We start from the raw sequence: 19,695 nt of genomic DNA on the forward strand, positions 1-19,695 counted from the left end.
GACACCCATGGCCGGAGAGCACCTGCAGGCCCCGATCATCCCGCCGAAGCTGCACCACGCCACGTTCCTCACGCTCAAGCTGGACGAGATGGTCCGCTGGTACGGCCTGGTCTGCGGGCTGTACCCCGTGCACTACGCCGAGAGCGCGGCCTGGCTGACCAACGACGAGGCCAACCACCGCATCGCGCTCATCGCCCACCCGGCCGTGCACCGGCCGGTGGACAAGCCGACCAGCGCCGGCCTGCATCACACGGCCTTCGAGTACGGCTCGTTCGGCCAGTGGCTCGACAACTACGAGCGGCTGCGCGACCACGGCATCACGCCGTTCATGTGCCTCGACCACGGCATCACGATGTCGATGTACTACGCCGACCCCGAGGGCAACGGCGTCGAGATCCAGTTCGACGCCTTCGGTGATTGGGCGGTGTCCAAGGAGTGGATCTGGGCATCGCGCGAGTTCGCCGAGAACCCCATCGGCGAGTTCTTCGATGCCGACAAGCTCGTCGAGGCCCGCGCGCAGGGCCTGTCCCAGGACGAGATCCACGAGGGGGCGCGCGCCGGGAAGTACCGGCCGGAGGAGCTGCCGGCCGACATCCTGCTGCCCGAGGTCTACTGAACCGTGCGCAGGACCCAGGTGCTCGTCGCCGGCGGCGGGCCCGTCGGGCTGGCCGCGGCCGTGGAGCTCGGCCGGCGCGGCGTCGAGTGCCTCGTGGTCGAGCCGCGCGCGACGGTGTCGCACGCCCGGCCCCGGTGCAAGACGGTCAACGTGCGCACCATGGAGCACCTCCGCCGGTGGGGGCTCGCCGACCGCCTGCGCGACCGGGCCCCGCTGCCGCGCGGGTTCTCCACCGACGTCGTGTTCTGCACGTCGCTGGTGGGCCGCGAGCTCTCCCGCTTCACCGGGGTGCTCGGCCTCGCGGCGCAGGGTGGCCGCTTCCCGGAGGTCGGTCAGCAGGCGCCGCAGTACGTGCTCGAGGAGCTGCTCCGGGAGGTCGTCCTCGGGCTCGACACGGTGACGGTCGCACTGGGCTCCCGCGTCTCCGGGCTGGTGCAGGACGCCGACGGGGTGACCGTGCGCCTGGACGACGCCGAGTCGGTGCGGGCCGACCACGTCCTCGGGTGCGACGGCCCGCGCAGCGCGGTGCGCGGGCTCGTCGGTGCGGACTACGTGGGCGAGCACGCGCTGCGCCCGAACTTCGGGATGGTCTTCCGGGCGCCGGGCCTCGCCGAGCGCGTGCCGCACGGGCCGGCGGTGCAGTACTGGACGGTGAACCCGCAGGCGCCCGCGCTGCTCGGCCCGCTCGACCCGGCCGCCGGGACCTGGTGGGTCATCACGTTCGGCGTGGACCGCGCGACCGGCGAGCGCGACGGCGCGGCGTTGATCGACGCAGCGGTGGGCTCACCCACCGACGCCGAGGTGCTCTCCACCGACCCGTGGACCGCGCGCATGCAACTCGTGGACCGGGCGCGCGTGGGCCGGGTGTTCCTCGCCGGCGACGCCGCCCACCTCAACCCGCCGTTCGGTGGGCACGGGCTCAACACCGGGATCGGCGACGCCGTCGACCTGGGCTGGAAGCTCGCCGCCGTCCTGCAGGGATGGGGCGGGCCGGGCCTGCTCGACAGCTACGAGGCCGAGCGGCGCCCCGTTCAGGACCGCGTCGTGAAGGCAGCGAGCGAGAACATGCGGACGCTGTCCGGCGACCTCGTCGCCGACGACCTCGAGGCCGACACCCCGGCCGGGGACGCCGCCCGCCGGCTCGCCCACCAGCGGATCCAGGACATGAAGAGCGCCGAGTTCCACGCGCTCGACCTCGTCCTCGACGTCGGGGTGGCGGGCTCGCCGGTGGTGGCCGACGGGGCGGGCGACCGGCTGCCCCACGCATGGCTGCCCGACGGCCGGTCGCTCTACGACGTCCTCGGCGCGGGGTTCACGCTGCTGACGCCGCCCGGCTTCGCGAGCGGGTCCCTCGTCGACGCCTTCGCCCGGCGCGGCGTCCCGCTGGCCACCGCGCCGCTGCCGTCCGGGGACGAGGCCCTGCTCGTCCGGCCGGACCAGCACGTCGCCTGGCGCGGCGGGCACCCGCCCGCCGACCCACTGTCGCTGGTGGAGCGCGTCACCGGCTGAGCAGGCTCACGACGCCTCGGCGGGCACCACCAGGACGGGCCGGTGCGCGTGGTGGAGCACGGCCATGGCCGTGCTGCCCAGCACGAGCTTGCGCAGCGTCGAGCGTCCCCGCGAGCCGACGACGACGACCCCGGCCTTGCGCGCGGCGGCCTCGGCGTCGATCGCCTCGGCGATCGCCCGTGGGCCCCAACCGTGTGCCCGCACGGACACGGCGTCCGGAGGGCCGCCCTCCTCGTCCGCGGAGGCGGTGACGTGGACGTCGATCCGCTCGCGGCCGGGCAGCAGCGCCGCGGCCGCCGCGCCCGCACGGCCCGCGCCCTCGGACCCGTCATGGGCGACCACGACCGGCCCGGTCGCCGCCCGGGCGCGTTCCCAGCTCAGCAACGGGGGAACGACCAGCACCGGGACGGGGCTGTGGTGCACGGCGAGGTCGGAGACGCTGCCCAGCAGCGCGGACGCCCCGCCGAGGCCGCGCGAGCCGACCACCATCGCGGCGGGCCGGAGCTCGGAGGCGAGGAGAGCGAGCTCGGCCCCCGGGTCGCCGTAGGAGCGGCGGGTGAGCGGCTCCGCCGACCAGCCGGCCGCGCGGGCCAGCGCCGTCCCGTCGGCGGCGACGTGCTCGGCGTCGATGCCGCATTCCCGCAGCATGAGGTCGCCCAGGTCGCCCAGCCTGCCCCTGTGGTGGGTCACCCGCTCGCGCAGCGCAGGGTCGGCGCCGGGGGGCGCCCACACGTGCACGACGCGTGCGGCGAGGTGGGGCAGCACGCGTGCGCCGACCGCGATCGCCCGGGACGCCTCCCGCGAGCCGTCGAAGCCGACGAGGACCACGCCGGCGCCACCGTCTGTGCTCATGGCGCCGAGTATGCCGCGAATCGGGCATCGCCTCGTTCCGTGTGTGGTGGGCGCACACCCACCGCGTCAGGGGCAGACTCGCCCACGGCGTGACGACGACCGAGGAGGAGACGGACGGATGAGCGATCTCGACGTGGACGTCGTGGTGATCGGGGCCGGCCCGGTGGGCGAGAACGTCGCCGACCGCGCTCACCAGCAGGGGCTCTCCGCGGCGATCGTCGAGGACCGGCTGGTCGGCGGCGAGTGCTCCTACTACGCGTGCATCCCGTCGAAGGCGCTGCTGCGTCCGGTCGACCTGCTCGCGGCGACGCAGCGCGTGCCGGGCGTCGAGGCCGGCCCGATCGACGTCGCGAAGGTCCTGGAGCGCCGCGACGGGTTCGCGAACCCGGACGACTCCGGCCAGGCCGACTGGCTCTCCGGCGCCGGCATCACCCTGCTGCGCGGACACGGTCGGCTGGCCGGCGAGCGCGCCGTCGAGGTCACCCACCACGACGGCACCACGACCTCGGTCGCGGCCCGGTACGTCGTCGTCGCCACCGGCTCGGTGCCCGCGTTCCCGCCGGTCGACGGCCTGGACACGGTGAACGCCTGGACCAACCAGGAGGCCACCCAGGTCAAGGAGATCCCGGAGTCGCTGCTGATCCTGGGCGGCGGCGTGGTCGGGGTCGAGATGGCGACGGCCTACCGGCGCCTCGGCGCGCAGGTCACGCTCGTCCAGCACGGGGACCGGCTCCTGCCGACCACCGAGCCCGAAGCGGGTCGCCGGGTGCAGGCCGCGCTCGAGGCCGACGGCGTCGACGTGCGCCTGTCCACCTCGATGACCGCGGTCCGCCGCGACGGCGACGACGTCGTGGCGGCGCTCGGCGACGGCTCCGAGGTGCGCGGCGCCGAGCTGCTCGTGGCAGCGGGCCGCCGGCCCGCGACCTCCGACCTCGGGGTCGACACGGTCGGGCTCGAGCCCGGCACCCACCTCGAGGTCGACGACGCGACGACGGTGCTCGGCGACTGGCTGTACGCGGTCGGCGACGCCTCCACCGGCGCGCAGCTCACGCACATGGGCAAGTACCAGGCGCGAATCTGCGGCGACGTGATCGTCGCCCGCTCGCGCGGCCAGGAGCTCGGAGGCCGGTACTCCCACCACGCCACCACGGCGGAGCACACCGCCGTGCCGCAGGTGATCTTCACCGACCCGCAGGTGGCGAGCGTGGGCCACACCGAGGCGTCGGCGGGCCGCGCGGGCCTGTCGGTGCGCGCGGTGAGCTACGAGATCGGCAACGTCGCCGGCGCCGCGCTGCAGGCCGACGGGTACGACGGCGTCGCCATGCTCGTCGTCGACACCGATCGCGGTGTGATCGTCGGCGCGACCTTCGTCGGCCAGGACGTCGCGGACATGGTGCACGCGGCGACGATCGCGGTCGTCGGCGAGGTGCCGCTCGAGCGCCTCTGGCACGCCGTGCCCTCGTTCCCGACCATGAGCGAGGTCTGGCTGCGCCTGCTCGAGACCTACGGGCTGTAGAAGGAGACCGAGATCGTGATCTTCATCGTGATCAGCATCGACGTCCGTCCGGACCGGCGGGACGCCTTCCTCGAGGGCATCCGGCGCTACAGCGCCCAGGTCCGTGAGGAGCCCGGCAACCTGCACTTCACCTGCTACGAGAGCGTCGAGGGCGGCGACGAGTACGTCGTGGTGGCGAACTATCGCGACCAGGCCGCCGGCGAGGCGCACGTGTCCTCGGCCCACGCCCAGTGGTTCTTCGGGTGGCTCCCGTCGGTCGTCGCGCGCGTCCCGAAGATCGTCTACCAGGAACTGCCCGCGGGCGTGGACTGGTCGGAGATGGGCGAGGTCGCCGCGCACATGTGAGCGTGCCGGCGCCTGGCCGCTCGTAGGCTCACGGCATGTCGTCCCCGCCGTCCGAGCCCCCTGCCGACCTGCGCGCCGCGGTGGACGCGGTGCTCCCCGACGCCCGCGCCGACCTCGAGGCGCTGGTGCGCATCCCGAGCATCTGGGCCGACCCGGCTCACGCCGAGGACACCCGGCGCTCGGCCGACGCGGTCGCCACCCTCGCGCGGGGGGCCGGGGCGCAGCACGTCGACGTCCTCGCCGCCGAGGGAGGCGCGCCCGCCGTCGTCGCGCACTGGCCCGCCCCTGACGGCGCTCCGACCGTGATGCTCTACGCGCACCACGACGTCCAGCCCACCGGCGGTGACGAGCTGTGGACCACGGCGCCGTTCGAGCCCCACGAGCGCGACGGCCGCCTGTACGGGCGCGGGGCCGCCGACGACAAGGCCGGCGTGATGACCCACCTCGCCACCCTGCGGGCCTTCGACGGCAGGCCACCGGTGGGCGTGCTGCTGTTCGTCGAGGGCGAGGAGGAGTCCGGGTCGCCGACGCTGCCCGCGCTGCTCGCCGAGCACCGCGACTCCCTCGCGGCCGACGTCATCGTGATCGCCGACGCCGCCAACCCCGCCGTCGACGTCCCCGCGCTCACCACGAGCCTGCGCGGCCTGGCGAACATCGTGGTCGAGGTCTCGATGCTCGAGCGCGCGGTGCACTCCGGGATGTTCGGCGGCCCCGCGGGGGACGCCCTGACCGCCCTGTGCCGCCTGCTCGCGACGCTGCACGACGACAAGGGTGAGGTCGCGGTCGCGGGTCTGACGGTCGGCTCCTCAGCCACACCCGATCCGGAGGCGCCCGACGTCGAGGACGACATCTTCCGTGGCGACGCCGGTCTGCTCGACGGCGTCGAGCTGCTCGGCACCGGGACGATCACCGAGCGCCTCGCCCACAAGCCGGCGATCGCCGTGCTCGGCATCGACGCGCCGGCCGTGGACGGGTCGGCGAACATCCTGCTGCCGCGCGCCCGTGCGATGGTCAGCGTCCGGCTCGCGCCCGGCGACGAGAGCGGGCGCGCGGTCGAGGCCGTCACCGAGCACCTGCGGCGCCACGTCCCCTGGGGCGCGCACCTCGACGTCACGACGCGGGCGACCGGCGAGCCGTTCGCACTCGAGGCCACCGGCGACGTCTACGATCTCGCCCGCGAGGCGCTGTCCGCCGCGTTCGGCCACGGCACGGTCGAGATGGGCATGGGCGGCACGATCCCGTTCATCGCCGAGTTCGCGCGGACGTTCCCCGGCGCGGCGGTGCTGGTCACCGGCGTCGGCGACCCGGCCAGCCGCTGGCACGGCGTCGACGAGAGCCTCGACCTGGGGATGTTCGGGCGCTGTGTCCTCGCGGAGGCGATGCTGCTGCGCTCCCTCGCTCCCGGCGAGCGCTGAGCGACGCGCGGGTCAGCCGGCGGGCGTGACGACGCCGGTGACGGGGCCCAGCGCGATCGTCCGACCGCCGGGTCCCGGGGCTCGGGCGGTGATGGTGACCTCGTCCCCGTCGGCGAGGAAGCTGCGCCGGCTCCCGTCGGGGAGCGTGAGAGGCTCGCGGCCGCCCCAGCTCAGCTCGAGCAGTGACCCGTACTCGTCGCGCCCCGGGCCACTGACCGTCCCGCTGGCGACGAGGTCTCCGGGTCGCGTCGGTGCGCCGTTGGACGTCAGGTGGGCGAGCTGCTGGGCGGCGGTCCAGTAGGTGGTCCGGAACGGCGGACGGGAGATCACGTGCCCGTTGAGACGGACCTCGAGGGCGAGGTCCAGGGCGGCGTCCCCGGGGTCGACGAGGTGGGGCAGCAGCGGCACGTCCCGCGGGGGCGGGGCGACGCGCGCGTGCTCGAGCGCGGCCCAGGGCACCACCCACGCCGAGATCGACGTCGCGAACGACTTGCCGAGGAACGGGCCCAGGGGCACGTACTCCCAGGCCTGCACGTCGCGGGCGGACCAGTCGTTGACCAGCACCACCCCGAAGAGGTGGTCGGCGGCCTCGCCGACCGGGATCGGCTCCCCGAGCCCGCTGTGCCCGCCGACCACGAACCCGACCTCGGCCTCGATGTCGAGGCGCTCGGTCGGCCCGAACGTCGGGGGCCCGTCGTCGCTCCGACGCTGCCCGTTCGGCCGGCGGACCGGCGTCCCCGAGACGACGACCGACCCGGCCCGCCCGTGGTAGGCGACGGGCAGGTGCTTCCAGTTCGGCGCCAGGGGCGGCGACCCGGGGCGCAGGATCCGTCCGACGTTCGCGGCGTGGTGCTCGCTCGCGTAGAAGTCGACGTAGTCGCCGACCGTGAAGGGCAGGTGCATCGTCACCGCGTCGCGTCGGTGGCGCAGCGGTCGCGGCGAGCGGGCGGTCCGCCACCCGGGAGAGCCCAGCCAGCCGGTGAGGGCCTCGCGCACCCGATGCCACAGGGCCGGGCTCCCGGCGAGCAGCGGGTCGAGCGAGGGCACGTCGAGGACGTCGACCAGCGCCGACCCGTGGGCCGCGGCGAGGGCGCCGACGTCGATCACCTCGTCGCCGAGGGCCACGCCGAGCCGGCGGCCGTCGCCGGAGTCGAAGACGCCGTAGGGCAGGTTGTCGAGGCCCCAGCCGTCGTCCGTTGTCACCGCGCCGGTCCGCGACCCGCCCAGGTCCAGGCGTAGCGCCCGTCGTCGGACGCGACCCCACCCTCGCCCAGCTCGAGGGGCCGGAACGTGTCGACCATGACCGCGAGCTCGTCGAACGACTCCGCACCGAGGGAGCGCTCGACGGCGCCCGGCTGCGGCCCGTGCGAATGGCCACCGGGGTGCAGGCTCACCGAGCCCTGCCCGATGCCCGAGCCCTTGCGGGCCTCGTAGTTGCCGCCGCAGTAGAACATGACCTCGTCGGAGTCGACGTTGGAGTGGTAGTAGGGCACCGGTACCGACAAGGGGTGGTAGTCGACCTTGCGGGGCACGAAGTTGCAGATCACGAAGCCGGCTCCCTCGAAGACCTGGTGGACCGGCGGGGGCTGGTGCACCCGCCCGGTGATCGGCTCGAAGTCGGAGACGGGGAACGTGTACGGATAGAGGCAGCCGTCCCAGCCGACGACGTCGAACGGGTGGGTCGGCACGACGTAGCGGGTGCCGGTGACGCCTCCGCGGGAGTCGCGGTGCTTCACCAGCACCTCGACGTCCGCGTGGAGCTCGTCGGCGAGCAGCGGCCCGTCCGGCCCGTGGATGTCGCGCTCGCAGTAGGGCGCCGTCTCGAGGAACTGGCCGTAGCGCGACAGGTACCGGGCGGGCGGCGCGATGTGCGAGTTCGCCTCGATCACGTAGCAGCGCAGCGGCTCGTCGCCGCCCGGGAGCCAGCGGTGGGTGGTCGCGCGGGGGAGGAGCACGTAATCGCCGCCGACGACCGGGAGCGTGCCGAAAACGGTCTCCACCACGCCCTGCCCGGACTCGACGTAGACGCACTCGTCGCCGACCGCGTTGCGGTAGAGCGGCGACGTCTCCCCGGCGACGACGTAGGAGATGCGGACGTCCGCGTTCCCGAGCACGAGCCGCCGGCTGGTCACGGGGTCGGCGGCCTTCCACTCCTGGCCGGGGAAGAGGCCGTGGAGGGCGAGGTGCCGCGGCAGCAGCGGCTGGTTCGTCGTCGTGGTGAGGTCGCCGGGGGTCCACGGGGTCGCGTCGACGATCGCCGAGGGGATCGCGAGGTGGTAGAGGATCGAGGAGTCCGAGCTGAAGCCCTCCTCGCCCATGACCTCCTCGGCGTGCAGGGCGCCGGAGGCGTCCCGGTGCTGGGTGTGGCGCTTGGGGGGCACGTTCCCGACCCGTCGGTAGTACATGGCTCCTCCTGGTCACCAGCGCAGCGGCATGCGCGTCAGGCCGTTGATGAAGTTCGACGTCAGCCGCCGCGGGGCGCCGTCGAGCTCGACCTCGGGCAGCAGGTCGAGGAACGCGGTGAAGAACTCCCGCATCTGCAGGCGCGCGAACTGCGCGCCCAGACAGAGGTGCGGGCCCTGGCCGAACGCGAGGTGGTCGCAGGGGTCGCGGGCCACGTCGAAGCGGAACGGGTCGGCGAAGTGGCGTTCGTCGTGGTGCGCCGACACGTGGTAGACGACGACCTTGTCGCCCGCCGCGATCTCGACCCCGCGCAGCGTCGTGTCCCGCGCCGCCGTGCGGCGGAAGGTCAGCACCGGTGGGTGCCACCGCAGCATCTCCTCGAGCGCGCCCGGCAGCAGTGACCGCTCCTCGCGTAGGCGGCGGTACTGCTCGGGGTGCTCGACGAGCGCCAGGACGCCACCGGGCAGGGCGGAGCGCACGGTGTCGTTGCCGGCGATCGTGAGCAGGAAGAAGAACATCTGCAGCTCGGTGTCGTCGAGCGACTCCCCGTCGACCCGGGCCTCGACGAGCGCGGTCATGACGTCGTCGGCGGGGTGGCGCCGCTTGTGGTCGGCCAGCTCGCCCGCGTAGGCGAACATCTCGGCGAGCATCGCCGGCGACCGCGGGTTCACCGGCCGCCCGCGCTCGTCGCGGACGACCTGCGCGTGCTCGTCGTCCTGGTAGCCGATCACACGGTTGGTCCACTCGAGCAGCAGGTGCCGGTCGGACTCGGGGACGCCCATGAGCTCGGCGAGGTTGGCCAGCGGGAAGTCGTCGGTGACCTGGCGCGGCAGGTCGCACGCCCCGGCGCCGGCCACGTCCGCCAGCAGGCCGCGGGCCCGGGCGGCGACGTCGTCGGTGAACCGCTCGAGGCGCCGCCGTGTGAACGCGGCCGTCACGAGCTTCCGGAGCCGCTGGTGCTCCGGCGGGTCCATGTTGAGGATCATGCGGCGGATGAACGGCAGGTCCTCGGGCTCGGGATCGCGGATCTGGGTCGCGCCCCGCGCCGAGCTGAAGATCTCCGGGGTGCGCAGGACGTACCGGACGTCGTCGTAGCGCGTCACGGCCCAGAAGCCGGGGCCCGAGGGCCAGTCGCCGACGGCGTGCTCGTCCTGCCAGGCGACCGGCTGTTCGTCCCGCAGCCGCCGCAGCGCCTCGTGCGGCACCCCGCGGGCGAAGACGGCCGGGTCGAAGACGTCGTCCTCCGCACCCACGCGCGTCATCCCCGACCTCCCCGGTGAACGGTCTACCACGGGGACGACGCCTGCTACCAGGGACGCGGTCGGAGCCTCCTCATCGGCCCGGCCAGGGCCGTTCGGCGCTCGCCGGGGGCCGTCGCGGAGGGCTACGTTCCGGATCTGATCGCTCGACGCGAGGAGCACGGATGCCCCAGCCGGCGACCGCCGACGACCTGGCCCTGCTCGACGCGTACTGGAGGGCGGCGAACTACCTCTCGGTCGGGCAGATCTACCTGCTGGACAACCCGTTGCTCCGGGAACCGCTTCGTGCGGAGCACGTCAAGCCGCGGCTGCTGGGCCACTGGGGCACCACCCCGGGCCTCAACCTCCTCTACGCGCACATGAACCGGGCGATCCGGCAGCGCGACCTGAACGCGCTGTACGTGACCGGGCCCGGGCACGGCGGCCCGGGGCTCGTCGCGAACGCGTACCTGGAGGGCAGCTACAGCGAGGTCTACTCGAGCCTCGGCGAGGACGTCGACGGCATGCGGGGGCTGTTCCGGCAGTTCTCCTTCCCGGGCGGCATCCCCAGCCACGTCGCGCCGGAGACGCCGGGCTCGATCCACGAGGGCGGCGAGCTCGGCTACGCGCTCGTGCACGCCTACGGCGCGGTGTTCGACAACCCGGACCTGCTGGCGCTGTGCGTGGTCGGCGACGGCGAGGCGGAGACCGGGCCGCTCGCCGCGAGCTGGCACTCGAACAAGTTCCTCGACCCGCGCCGCGACGGGGTCGTCCTGCCCGTGCTGCACCTCAACGGCTACAAGATCGCCAACCCGACGGTGCTCGCCCGCATCCCGGACGACGAGCTCGCGTCGTTGATGCGCGGCTACGGCCACACGCCGCACTTCGTCGTCGGCGACGAGCCGTCCGCCGTGCACCAGGAGTTGGCCGCGACCCTCGACACCGTCCTGGACGACATCGCCGCCATCAAGGCCGATCCGGGCTCCAAGCGCCCCGCCTGGCCGATGATCGTGCTGCGCACGCCCAAGGGCTGGACGGGGCCGAAGGAGGTCGACGGGAAGCAGGTCGAGGGCACCTTCCGCGCCCACCAGGTCCCGCTCGCCGGCACGCGGACCGACGCCGGGCACCGGGCCCAGCTCGAGGAGTGGATGCATAGCTACCGCCCCGAGGAGCTCTTCGACGCCGACGGTCGCCTCGTCCCCGAGCTCCGCGCGCTCGCGCCCGAAGGGACCCGGCGGATGAGCGCCAATCCGCACGCGAACGGCGGTCGCCTCCTGCGGGACCTCGCGATGCCGGACTTCCGGAACTACGCGGTCGAGGTCGAGAAGCCGGCCGCGTCGACGAGCGCGGCGACCGCCGTCCTGGGCGAGTTCGTGCGGGACGTCGTGGCCCGCAACGACGACCGCTTCCGGCTCTTCGGTCCCGACGAGGTCGCGTCCAACCGCTTGCAGGCGGCGTTCGAGGTGACCGACCGGGCGTGGAACGCCACCGTGATCGACGGGGACGACCACCTCGCCCCGGGCGGTCGCGTGATGGAGATCCTTTCCGAGCACCTGTGCCAGGGCTGGCTCGAGGGCTACCTGCTGACCGGACGGCACGGCCTGTTCACCAGCTACGAGGCGTTCATCCACATCGTCGACTCGATGCTCAACCAGCACGCCAAGTGGCTCAAGACGACGCTCGGCATCCCGTGGCGCGCACCGATCGCGTCACTGAACTACCTGCTGTCCTCGCACGTCTGGCGTCAGGACCACAACGGGTTCTCGCACCAGGACCCGGGCTTCCTGGACCATGTGATCAACAAGAAGGCGGAGATCGTCCGGGTCTACCTCCCGCCGGACACCAACACGCTGCTGTCGGTGGGCGACCACTGCCTGCGCAGCAGGCACTACATCAACGTCATCGTCGCGGGAAAGCAGCCGCAGCTCACCTACCTGACGATGGACCAGGCGATCGCCCACTGCATCCGGGGCGTCGGCATCTGGGAGTGGGCCGGGAACACCGAGGGCGAGCCGGACGTCGTCCTCGCGTGCGCGGGCGACATCCCGACCCTGGAGACCCTCGCGGCGGCGAAGCTGCTGCGCGAGCACTGCCCGGAGCTCGAGGTGCGGGTGGTGAACGTGGTCGACCTGATGAGGCTGCAGCCCGCGAGCGAGCACCCGCACGGCATGTCGGAGAGGGACTTCGACGCGCTCTTCACCCCGGACAAGCCGGTGATCTTCGCCTTCCACGGCTACCCGTGGCTCATCCACCGGCTCACCTACTCCCGGAGCAACCACCACAACCTGCACGTCCGTGGCTACAAGGAGGAGGGCACGACGACCACGCCCTTCGACATGGTGATGCTCAACGACCTGGACCGCTTCCACCTGGTCATGGACGTCATCGACCGGGTCCCGGCCCTCGGCAGCAACGCCGCGGTCCTCCGACAGCGCATGGAGGACGCCCGGCTCGCCGCCCGCCGCTACACCCGCGAGCACGGCGAGGACGACCCGGCGATCTCCGGGTGGACCTGGGAGTGAGCCGGGTCCTCGTCGTCAACGCCGGCTCGTCGAGCCTCAAGCTCCGCCTGCTCGGCGGGAACGACACCGTCGAGCAGGCGGCGGACGTCGAGGCGGGACCGGGCGGTGTGGCCGGCGACGACCTGACGTCCCTGCTCGAGGGCTGGGCGACGCCGGACGCGGTCGGCCACCGGGTCGTCCACGGCGGTACCCGCTTCACCCGGCCCACCGTGATCGACGCGCAGGTCCGGCACGCCCTGGAGGAGCTCGGCTCCCTCGCGCCGCTGCACCAGCCGAAGTCCCTCGCCGGGCTCGACGCCGTGTCCCGGCTGCTGCCGCACGTGCCTGCGGTGGCCTGCTTCGACACCGCCTTCCACGCCACGATCCCGGACGCCGCCGCGACCTACGCCGTCCCGGCGGAGTGGCGGGAGCGCTACGCGATCCGCCGGTACGGCTTCCACGGGCTCTCGCACGGCTACTGCGCCGGACGGGTGGCCGAGCTGACGGGGCGGACCGACCAGCGGGTGGTGACCTGCCACCTCGGCGCCGGGGCGTCCCTCGCCGCGGTCGTCGGCGGTCGCAGCGTCGACACGACCATGGGGTTCACCCCGCTCGAGGGCCTGGTCATGGCCACCCGCTCCGGGAGCGTCGACCCCGGCCTGGTCCTGTGGCTGGAGGAGCACGAGGGCCTCGCCCCGCACGAGATCGCCACGACCCTGGAGACGCGGTCCGGGCTCTCCGCGCTCGCCGGGACGGCGGACATGCGCGAGATCGTCGCCGCGGTCGGGCGGGGCGAGCCGGACGCGACGCTCGCGCTCGACGTCTACCTGCACCGCCTCGTGGGCGGCATCGCCTCGATGGCCGCCGCGGCCGGCGGCCTCGACGTCCTGGCGTTCACCGGCGGGGTGGGGGAGAGAGCGCCCCTCGTGCGCCGTCGCGCCGCCGAGCGACTCGCCTTCCTCGGCGTGGAGATCGACGAGGCGAGGAACGACGCCGCCGACGGCGACACCGACATCGGCGCCGGGGACGCCCCGGTGGCGTCGTTCGTGGTGGCCGCCCGCGAGGACCTGGCCATCGCCGCGGGGACCCGCGCCGCGCTCGTCGGCTGAGCCTGCCCCCGGTGCGCGGACCGATCAGGTTTCCGCGCCGCGCCCGTCGGTACCTGTGAGATCGACCTACGGGAGGCTGCACGATGCGCACACTGATCTTCGCCATGAACACGACACTGGACGGCTACATCGCCGCGCCCGGCGACGATCTCGGCTGGAGCGGGGGCGAGGGACCGGACTCGTCGGCGGGCGACGAGCTGTTCCAGTGGTGGTCCGACCGGGTCGGCGCGACGGGCCTGGCGCTGTACGGGCGCAAGCTGTGGGAGGAGATGAGCGCCCACTGGCCGACGGCCGACGAACAGCCGGGCGCCACACCGGCGGTGATCGAGTTCGCTGCCCGCTGGCGGGACATGCCGAAGGTGGTGTTCTCCTCGACGATCGACGAGGTCGACGGGAACGCCCGCCTGGTCACCGGCGACGCGGTCGCCGAGATCACCCGGCTCAAGGCCGAGGACGGCGGACCCATGGACATCGCCGGCGCGACGCTCGCGGGGGCAGCCATGCGGGCCGGACTGATCGACGAGTACGCGATCGTCACCCATCCGGTCCTCGTGGGTGGCGGCACGCCGTTCTTCACGACCCTGGACCACTGGGTGAACCTCGACCTGGTCGAGACGCGGACGTTCCCCGGCGGCGTGCTGCTGACCCGGTACGAGCGGAGGAGATGATCACAGCGTCGGGGGCAGCTCCAACCATGGCGTGTCGGTGGCGTCGAACCCGATGAGCTCGGCGATCCTCCCGTCGACGACGTGCAGGACCGCGAGGGCGAACAGCCGGTGGACCGGGTCGTCGGGGGTGCGGAGGTACAGCACGGCGGCAGGCATGCGGTTGACCATCGTGATGGTGCCGCGCCAGTCGTCGTGGCCACGCCGGAAGAGCCCGCCGGAGACCCAGCCGTCCACCGCGTCGTCGGCCGTCATGAGCACGGGGCCCACCTCGGGCAGCATCGCGAAGCGCAGGTCGTCGCGCAGCAGGGACGTCAGCCCGTCGAGGTCGTTGCGCTCGTGGGCGTCGATGTACGCCTTCACCACCGCGCGTTCGTCGTCCGACAGCTCGTGGGTGGCGGGGCTCCGCCAGTCGAGGCGGCGGTCGGGCAGCTGCTCGCGCATCGTGACGCGGGCCCGCTGCAGTGCGCTGGTCACCGAGGCGACGGTCAGTGCGAGGGCGTCGGCGGCCTTCGACGCCGGCCAGCCGAGGACGTCGCGCAGGATGAGCACCGCCCGCTGCCGCGGCGGCAGGTGCTGGACGGAGACGATGAACGCCAGCTCGATCGTCTCCCGCGCCACCACCGATTCCTGCGGGTCCTCGGGGAGCATCCGGTCGGGGTACGGCTGCAGGTACAGCAGCTCGGAAGCGGGGTCCGGCAGCTCGGACGGCACGGGTGTGCGGTCGTTGCGCTTGTCCAGTAAGTCGAGGCAGGCGTTCGTCGCGATCCGGTACAGCCAGGTCCGCAGCGCGGCGTGGCCCTTGAACGACTCCCGCTTGTTCCACGCTCGCAGGAACGTCTCCTGCGTCATGTCCTGGGCGTCGTCGTAGTTCGCGAGCATCCGGTAGCAGTGCACCTGCAGCTCCCGACGGTGGCGCTCCGTGAGGGAGGCGAACCGTGCCGCGTCGCCCGAGCGGACCGCCGCGAGGAACGTGGTCTCGTCGGCGTCCAGCGGGCCGGCGTCGGTCATGGTCGTCGATCCTTCCACCGGTGTGAGGGGCACCAGAACCGACGACGTGGCGGAGGATTCCTGATCGGTGACGCCGCTCAGGGTCCCTCTCGGCGAGACGCCACCCCTGTGGTCTCGACGGCCCGGCGCCGGGCCAGCACCAGCACGGCTGCCACGTAGAGCGCCACCGCGAGCGCCGAGATGACGAACACCCCGGCTCCGACCTCGGTGTAGTCGGCGATGGAGTCGGTCGCGCCGTAGGCGGCCGAGGCGACCCAGGCGACGCCATTATGGACCAGGTGCAGAGCCAGGGCTGCCTCGAGGCCCCCGGTGCGCAGGGTCAGGACCGACAGCGCGACCGCGAACACGACGAGGTCGGCGAAGCCCCACGCGCTCGCGGTCGCGCCCTCGTGGACCAGCGCGAACAGGACAGCACTCACCGCGACGCCGGGCCACGGGCTGCGGACGACGGCGCCGAACGTCTGCACGATCCAGCCCCGGAACAGGTACTCCTCGGCCGCGACCTGGAACGGTGTGAGCACGAGCGCCACGACGGCGACCCCGAGGAACGACGACCAGCCCGCGTAGGTGCCCTCGGTCGGGTCGACGAGCTCGCCCACCAGGCCGGCCAGGAGGGAGACCGTGAGCGCGGGGACCAGGCACACGGCAAGCCAGCGACCGCGCAGGCGCCCGGTGACCGACGACAGCGTCCCGGGCCGGCGCCGCTCCACGAACCGCACGACCAGCAGCACCGCGGGCAGGGCGACGGCGACGAACACCAGGGTGGCCGCGGCCGACCATCGGGGATCGGCCGGGAGGCCGCCGGTGTCGAAGGGGATTCCCGCGATCACCGTGGCGAGGCCGAAGGTGAACCCGACCACGAGCATGAACAGCAGGCCCGTGACGACGATCGACAGCAGCGCCGCAGGACCGTGGTACCAGCGGCGGCCTGCGGTCCGCGCGAGGTGGTCGTAGGTCACCGGGGCCAGGACGACCGGGGAGGTGCCCACGGGGACGTCGTCCTCCGGAGCCGGTGTCGGTGGGGCGGACGAGTGCGTCGCGGTCATGGTGGGTCCTCCGACGAGGTGCAGAACGGCACGGGTGGCGGGCGTGACGGCCCTTCACGCAAGCGTCGACCGGTCCTCCGACGCGGTCTGTGGCGTCGCGGCGCGACTTTCGTGGCCGCAGGACAAGGCAGTTGTCACCAGAAGGAGAGGTCCGCGGTCGACCGCGAGGCACTCTGCGTCCGGGGAAGGGACGTTGGACCGGTCGCACCCTGGGTCGAGCCGGCACCGGGAGTGCACTCGACCGGGCGCGCCGACCGTTCCCTCGGCCCGCCCGTGAGGGCCCCGCGACCTGTGGGGACAGGGCCGATGGTCCTACCCCGACAGCCTGTTCAGGGGTGCCCTCGAAGGGACGCATCCGTGGGGTCGACGAGGGGGAAGCAGCCGCGGCGGTGCAGGGAACTGGCAAGGAGGGCGGGCGGCATGCTCAACGATCGCGACCGGCAGGTGTTGGAGGAAGTCGAGCGCGAGCTCGCGTCGGCGGACCCCGTCCTCGCACGACGGATGCGACGGTGGACGTGGCGCGGACGGGCCGCCTGGCGGGTCGTGCTCGCGGCGACGGGCGTGGCCCTCGCGATCGCGCTCCTGGCGCTCGGTCTCGTCGTGCAGGCGGTCCTCGTCCTGATGATCTCGTCCTGGCCCGTCACCGCGCCCCTGCTGCGCAGGAGGGGACAGCAGCACCCACCGACGTCGAGCCGACCTTGAGTGGTCGCGGCAGGGCACGAGATCGCCGATCGCCCTTGTGTGCGTCGTCCCGGGACCTCCGTCCCTGGTGTGGGCGCCCGGTCCCCGGTTTCGTCGCGATCCCCGGAGGAAGGACGACCCATGGGCCACGTCGATGACGTCACCATCACCCACGAGAGCGGCCGTCGGCTCGCCGTTGTCCACTACGAGTCCCGGCCGGAAGACATCGGGTCGAAGGCGGGCGAGGCCTTCCGGAGAGTCGCCGCCCACCTTGCCCGGACCGGGATGCCGATCGCCGGCCCGGCCGTGTCCTTGTTCGAGGCGGACGAGGACGCCTTCTCCGTCACGTCCGGCTTCGTCGTCGAGAGTGACGTCGAGCCGGGCGAGGGTGTCGAGCCGTTCCGGCTCCCGGAGGTCGAGGTCGCGACCACCACGCACGTCGGGCCGTACGAAGAGCTGGACAAGGCCTACGACGTGCTGGGCCGGGGGGCCGCCGCCCACGGCCGTCAGGTCGATGACACGGGTCCGATGTGGGAGGAGTACTGGAGCGGCCCGGAGACGCCACCGGCCGTGACACGCACCGTCGTCTTCCGCCCGTTGAGGCCCCTGCACTGAGCGGCATCCTGGCCGCGCAGGGGTCGTGACCGCTGTGTCCCGGCGGGCCGAGCCCTCCTCGCCGCGCAGTGACCTTCGGTCCGCGGCTCTGCGATGTGCGCCGGCCCTGGACGCCGTGCTGGTGCCCTTCCACGCTCGCTGCGAGGTTCGTGGCGTGGGTCGGGGTCGGGTCCCTGCCCCCGACCCGTGCTCACACCGGCGCAACATCACCCGGGCGCTCGCGACGAGGGGTCGCGGACGGCAGGGCGCCGGTCACGACCAGGCTCGCCAACGCGATCGCGGCGACGGCCAACAACCCGGCGCGCAGTGCCTGCAGCTGGGCTTCGGCGTAGGCCTCGACCACGGCGGCGGTCTGCTCGGGCGGCACCCCGGCCCTCGTGAGCGCCGCCTCGGCCTGGCCGACGGGGATGAAGTCCAGCCCGCCGGAGACCGCGACCCCGACCCGGTCGGCGAGGTCGGCCGGGATACGCGGGTCGCCCTCCACCCCGCGCGAGGCCGCGCCACCCAGGGCGGCGATGAGCACGGAGCCGACGAAGGCGGTGCCCAGGGAGGAGCCGAGGTTCTGCGCGGTGTACTGCAACCCGCCGGCGGCTCCACGGTCGTCCTCGCCGACGCTCGACTGGGCGATGTTGCCGAGCTGGGCGGCGAGCAGACCCATCCCCACCCCGAGCAGGGCGGTCGCCCCGGCGAAGGCGGCGTCGTCGAGCTCGGGCTCGACCGTGGCGAGCAGCCACAGGATCGCCACCACCAGGATGCCGAGACCCAGCCGTACTGCCTGGCGGGGCGCGAGGAGGCCGGCGAGGCGCGGCGCGGCGAGGGCGGTGGCGAGCATCGTCGCCGAGATCGGCAGCAGCCGAAGACCGGTCTCGAAGGCGTTGAGCCCCAGCACGACCTGCAGGTAGAGCGGGATCGAGAAGAACAGGCCGAGCAGCACGAGGTTCTGGGCGAGCAGGCACCACAGGGCGGCCCGCAACGGCGGGACCGCGGTCAGCGACCACCGGAACAGCGGATGGCGACCGGACGCCTCGCGGTACCGCACCCAGGAACGCAGGAGGGCGAGCACGACGAGGCCCGCCGCGACGACGAACAGCGTCGGCGCGAACCCGAGGAGGGCCACCTGGGGGTCCCGCGGGCGCAACCAGCCCCAGGTCGTGCTCTGCAGGACGCCGAGCACGACCAGGGCGACCCCGAGTACCGAGAGCGCCGCGCCGACCACGTCGAGGCGAGGTCGCGGCCCGCTCAGCGGGGCGTCCCGCACCCACCGCAGCCCGACCAGGATCAGGAGCACCAGGACGACCTCACCGGCGAAGACCAGGCGCCAGCTCAGATAGGTCGTCACCCAGCCCCCGAGCAGGGGCCCGACCGCGATCCCGGCCCCGGCAAGGGCGCCCACCACGCCGTAGGCGAAGGTGCGCTCCTTGCCCGCCGCGTAGTTGCCGCCGACGAGGGCGGCCAGCGCGGGCAGCACGAGTGCGCCCCCGAGACCCTCGATGATCGACCAGCCGAGAGTCAGCACTCCGACGGTCGGGGCGACGGCGGTGATCAGGGAGCCGATCCCGTAGACGACCAGGCCGGCGGCGAACGTCCGCCGCCGACCGAGCACGTCGCCGATCGTTCCGCCCGTGAGCAGGAACGCGGCCATGACCATGGTGTAGACGGTGATGACGCGCTGGATCGTCGTGACGTCGGTCTGAAAGTCCGCCACCAGCTGACTGATCGATACGTTCATCACCGAGGTGTCGAGCACCACCAGGAACTGCGCCGCTCCGAGCGCCCCCAACGGCGCCAGGCGCGACCTGCCCGTAGTCATCATCATCGTCACTCGTCTGCTCGTCCGCGCTCACCGTCTGGCGAAGACCTCCGCCCGCCGGCGGCCGGGGACACCCTGGTGGTTGCTCCAGGGTCGACGAGGTGCCGGACCGTGGCGTCACCCCCTGCGGGTGATCCGGCGCGACGGCCGTCGTCGACCGCCACCACCGTGTTCCGCTCGTCGTCGGCCAGCACGAGGTCGGCGGCCCGGGCCGACACCCACCCACCCCGAAATGACCACCGCCCGAACCCACACAAACGTGGGTCCGGGCGTCCGGGATGTCCTGAGACATCACACGGCGCCCCCGGCAGTGTGCTGTTTCAGGACATAGGCATGGCGTGTCTCAGGACATGCGCATAGCGC

Annotated in this window: 17 protein-coding genes; 10 read left to right on the forward strand and 7 right to left on the reverse strand. The window is 73.3% G+C overall.

The annotated features are described in order from the left end of the window. The first annotated feature begins 7 nt into the window (after nt 1-7). Nucleotides 8-616 (forward strand): VOC family protein, encoded by a 609-nt coding sequence (locus PH189_RS24305; protein WP_274191423.1) that lies wholly within the window; start codon nt 8-10, stop codon nt 614-616. Nucleotides 617-619: 3 nt separating this feature from the next. Continuing rightward, a complete protein-coding gene (locus tag PH189_RS24310; RefSeq protein ID WP_274191424.1) occupies nt 620-2,125 on the forward strand; it encodes an FAD-dependent monooxygenase in 1,506 nt (501 codons plus the stop codon). A gap of 6 nt (nt 2,126-2,131) precedes the next feature. Here PH189_RS24310 and PH189_RS24315 read toward each other — a convergent pair whose 3' ends face one another. Further along, a complete protein-coding gene (locus tag PH189_RS24315; RefSeq protein WP_274191425.1) occupies nt 2,132-2,977 on the reverse strand; it encodes a universal stress protein in 846 nt (281 codons plus the stop codon). Nucleotides 2,978-3,095: 118 nt separating this feature from the next. Here PH189_RS24315 and PH189_RS24320 point away from each other — a divergent pair, with 118 nt between their 5' ends. Genes PH189_RS24320 through PH189_RS24330 form a run of 3 tightly spaced genes read left to right on the forward strand, consistent with a single transcriptional unit; the run spans nt 3,096 to nt 6,253 of the window. Beyond that, entirely contained in the window at nt 3,096-4,493 is a 1,398-nt protein-coding gene (locus tag PH189_RS24320) for a dihydrolipoyl dehydrogenase family protein (protein WP_274191426.1), read from the forward strand. Between the two features lie 15 nt (nt 4,494-4,508). Then, nucleotides 4,509-4,838: a putative quinol monooxygenase gene (locus PH189_RS24325; RefSeq protein WP_274191427.1), complete on the forward strand. Its 330-nt coding sequence runs from the start codon at nt 4,509-4,511 to the stop codon at nt 4,836-4,838. A gap of 35 nt (nt 4,839-4,873) precedes the next feature. Then, on the forward strand, nt 4,874-6,253 hold the full coding sequence (locus PH189_RS24330) for a dipeptidase (RefSeq protein ID WP_274191428.1): 1,380 nt from the start codon (nt 4,874-4,876) through the stop codon (nt 6,251-6,253). Nucleotides 6,254-6,265: 12 nt separating this feature from the next. On the opposite strand, the gene fahA is transcribed toward PH189_RS24330, so the two are convergent. Genes fahA through PH189_RS24345 form a run of 3 tightly spaced genes read right to left on the reverse strand, consistent with a single transcriptional unit; the run spans nt 6,266 to nt 9,918 of the window. Then, complete coding sequence (fahA, locus tag PH189_RS24335) at nt 6,266-7,456, reverse strand: fumarylacetoacetase (RefSeq protein WP_274191429.1); 1,191 nt, start codon at nt 7,454-7,456, stop codon at nt 6,266-6,268. Then, nucleotides 7,453-8,658 carry a homogentisate 1,2-dioxygenase gene (locus tag PH189_RS24340; protein ID WP_274191430.1) on the reverse strand — a complete coding sequence of 402 codons (1,206 nt, stop codon included), beginning with the start codon at nt 8,656-8,658 and terminating at the stop codon, nt 7,453-7,455. The genes fahA and PH189_RS24340 overlap by 4 nt, the downstream gene beginning before the upstream one ends. 12 nt (nt 8,659-8,670) lie before the next feature. Continuing rightward, nucleotides 8,671-9,918 (reverse strand): cytochrome P450, encoded by a 1,248-nt coding sequence (locus tag PH189_RS24345; RefSeq protein WP_274191431.1) that lies wholly within the window; start codon nt 9,916-9,918, stop codon nt 8,671-8,673. A gap of 161 nt (nt 9,919-10,079) precedes the next feature. Between PH189_RS24345 and PH189_RS24350 the strand changes: the two genes are divergently transcribed. From PH189_RS24350 to PH189_RS24360, 3 genes are all read left to right on the forward strand, one after another. Next, nucleotides 10,080-12,416: a phosphoketolase family protein gene (locus tag PH189_RS24350; RefSeq protein ID WP_274191432.1), complete on the forward strand. Its 2,337-nt coding sequence runs from the start codon at nt 10,080-10,082 to the stop codon at nt 12,414-12,416. Continuing rightward, nucleotides 12,413-13,504: an acetate/propionate family kinase gene (locus PH189_RS24355; RefSeq protein ID WP_274191433.1), complete on the forward strand. Its 1,092-nt coding sequence runs from the start codon at nt 12,413-12,415 to the stop codon at nt 13,502-13,504. The genes PH189_RS24350 and PH189_RS24355 overlap by 4 nt, the downstream gene beginning before the upstream one ends. An 83-nt stretch (nt 13,505-13,587) precedes the next feature. Further along, nucleotides 13,588-14,172: a dihydrofolate reductase family protein gene (locus PH189_RS24360; RefSeq protein ID WP_274191434.1), complete on the forward strand. Its 585-nt coding sequence runs from the start codon at nt 13,588-13,590 to the stop codon at nt 14,170-14,172. On the opposite strand, the gene PH189_RS24365 is transcribed toward PH189_RS24360, so the two are convergent. Together PH189_RS24365 and PH189_RS24370 are read right to left on the reverse strand one after the other, a co-directional pair. Then, entirely contained in the window at nt 14,173-15,180 is a 1,008-nt protein-coding gene (locus PH189_RS24365; RefSeq protein ID WP_274191435.1) for an RNA polymerase subunit sigma-70, read from the reverse strand. It abuts the gene before it with no gap. Nucleotides 15,181-15,257: 77 nt separating this feature from the next. Then, entirely contained in the window at nt 15,258-16,226 is a 969-nt protein-coding gene (locus tag PH189_RS24370) for a CPBP family intramembrane glutamic endopeptidase (RefSeq protein ID WP_274191436.1), read from the reverse strand. Between the two features lie 420 nt (nt 16,227-16,646). Between PH189_RS24370 and PH189_RS24375 the strand changes: the two genes are divergently transcribed. Together PH189_RS24375 and PH189_RS24380 are read left to right on the forward strand one after the other, a co-directional pair. After that, nucleotides 16,647-16,928 (forward strand): DUF3040 domain-containing protein, encoded by a 282-nt coding sequence (locus PH189_RS24375; RefSeq protein WP_274191437.1) that lies wholly within the window; start codon nt 16,647-16,649, stop codon nt 16,926-16,928. Between the two features lie 120 nt (nt 16,929-17,048). Then, nucleotides 17,049-17,522: a GyrI-like domain-containing protein gene (locus PH189_RS24380; protein WP_274191438.1), complete on the forward strand. Its 474-nt coding sequence runs from the start codon at nt 17,049-17,051 to the stop codon at nt 17,520-17,522. Nucleotides 17,523-17,712: 190 nt separating this feature from the next. Here the strand turns inward: PH189_RS24380 and PH189_RS24385 are convergent, their stop codons facing one another. Further along, complete coding sequence (locus PH189_RS24385; protein ID WP_274191439.1) at nt 17,713-19,338, reverse strand: MFS transporter; 1,626 nt, start codon at nt 19,336-19,338, stop codon at nt 17,713-17,715. Nucleotides 19,339-19,695: the final 357 nt, after the last annotated feature.

This window comes from Actinomycetospora chibensis, from assembly GCF_028737215.1.
GTDB lineage: Bacteria > Actinomycetota > Actinomycetes > Mycobacteriales > Pseudonocardiaceae > Actinomycetospora > Actinomycetospora chibensis.

Excerpts from the sequence above, each read along its gene's own strand:
- PH189_RS24345 (WP_274191431.1), bottom strand. The coding sequence starts at position 9,918 with ATGACGCGCGTGGGTGCGGAGGACGACGTCTTCGACCCGGCCGTCTTC.
- PH189_RS24365 (WP_274191435.1), bottom strand. The coding sequence starts at position 15,180 with ATGACCGACGCCGGCCCGCTGGACGCCGACGAGACCACGTTCCTCGCG.
- PH189_RS24320 (WP_274191426.1), top strand. The coding sequence starts at position 3,096 with ATGAGCGATCTCGACGTGGACGTCGTGGTGATCGGGGCCGGCCCGGTG.
- PH189_RS24375 (WP_274191437.1), top strand. The coding sequence starts at position 16,647 with ATGCTCAACGATCGCGACCGGCAGGTGTTGGAGGAAGTCGAGCGCGAG.
- PH189_RS24360 (WP_274191434.1), top strand. The coding sequence starts at position 13,588 with ATGCGCACACTGATCTTCGCCATGAACACGACACTGGACGGCTACATC.
- PH189_RS24385 (WP_274191439.1), bottom strand. The coding sequence starts at position 19,338 with ATGATGATGACTACGGGCAGGTCGCGCCTGGCGCCGTTGGGGGCGCTC.
- PH189_RS24315 (WP_274191425.1), bottom strand. The coding sequence starts at position 2,977 with ATGAGCACAGACGGTGGCGCCGGCGTGGTCCTCGTCGGCTTCGACGGC.
- PH189_RS24305 (WP_274191423.1), top strand. The coding sequence starts at position 8 with ATGGCCGGAGAGCACCTGCAGGCCCCGATCATCCCGCCGAAGCTGCAC.
- PH189_RS24370 (WP_274191436.1), bottom strand. The coding sequence starts at position 16,226 with ATGACCGCGACGCACTCGTCCGCCCCACCGACACCGGCTCCGGAGGAC.
- PH189_RS24330 (WP_274191428.1), top strand. The coding sequence starts at position 4,874 with ATGTCGTCCCCGCCGTCCGAGCCCCCTGCCGACCTGCGCGCCGCGGTG.
- PH189_RS24350 (WP_274191432.1), top strand. The coding sequence starts at position 10,080 with ATGCCCCAGCCGGCGACCGCCGACGACCTGGCCCTGCTCGACGCGTAC.
- PH189_RS24380 (WP_274191438.1), top strand. The coding sequence starts at position 17,049 with ATGGGCCACGTCGATGACGTCACCATCACCCACGAGAGCGGCCGTCGG.
- PH189_RS24340 (WP_274191430.1), bottom strand. The coding sequence starts at position 8,658 with ATGTACTACCGACGGGTCGGGAACGTGCCCCCCAAGCGCCACACCCAG.